Annotated in this window: 1 protein-coding gene; it reads right to left on the reverse strand. The window is 47.1% G+C overall.

Translation table 11 applies throughout. The features are described 5' to 3' along the window. Window positions 1-546: CHC2 zinc finger domain-containing protein (locus tag HMPREF1640_RS11195; RefSeq protein WP_231565908.1), on the reverse strand; the 546-nt coding region annotated here is incomplete at its 3' end. Between the last annotated feature and the right edge of the window lie 2 nt (window positions 547-548).

Below are 548 nucleotides of genomic sequence, written 5' to 3' on the forward strand. Positions count from 1 at the left end.
AATGTCCTTCGGAGCTATCGTTCCCTTGAACGAGTGATTGTCTCGGAGCTCATATCCTCCCAACAGGTTGGCAAAGCCGATGGCTTGGTAGCGCCTGCCCCTTACCTCATAGGTGATACATTTAAGAAATGGCGTTGCCTTTTCCATGTCAATGCAGCGTTCTTCCATAAGATACTCCTGCAAATGTGGCGGCAAGGTATCTGATACTTCTATTATTTTCCTTGCCCCATTTGCAGCCATTTCAGGTTGTAAATTATTTGGCACGAAGTCTTTACAAGAATTATATGTTGTATTTTCGGAAGCGTTTTGTCCCAAACGGCAAATGGCTTCCGATAGCGTGCAGCCCTCCAAACGCATAAAGAGGTCGATGATACTTCCGCCCCTGCCTTCGGCATAGTCTATCCAAAGGTTCTTCTCTGTGTCCACCTTGAAACTCGGATGTGTTTCTGCACGCAGCGGTGAGCGGTACAACGCATAGACTGATGTTCTACGTACAGGCTTGATGCCTTTCCTTTCAAGATACTCCACGATGGGGTATTGCTTGATGC

The sequence above is a fragment of the Prevotella sp. S7-1-8 genome, from assembly GCF_000758925.1.
Classification (GTDB): domain Bacteria; phylum Bacteroidota; class Bacteroidia; order Bacteroidales; family Bacteroidaceae; genus Prevotella.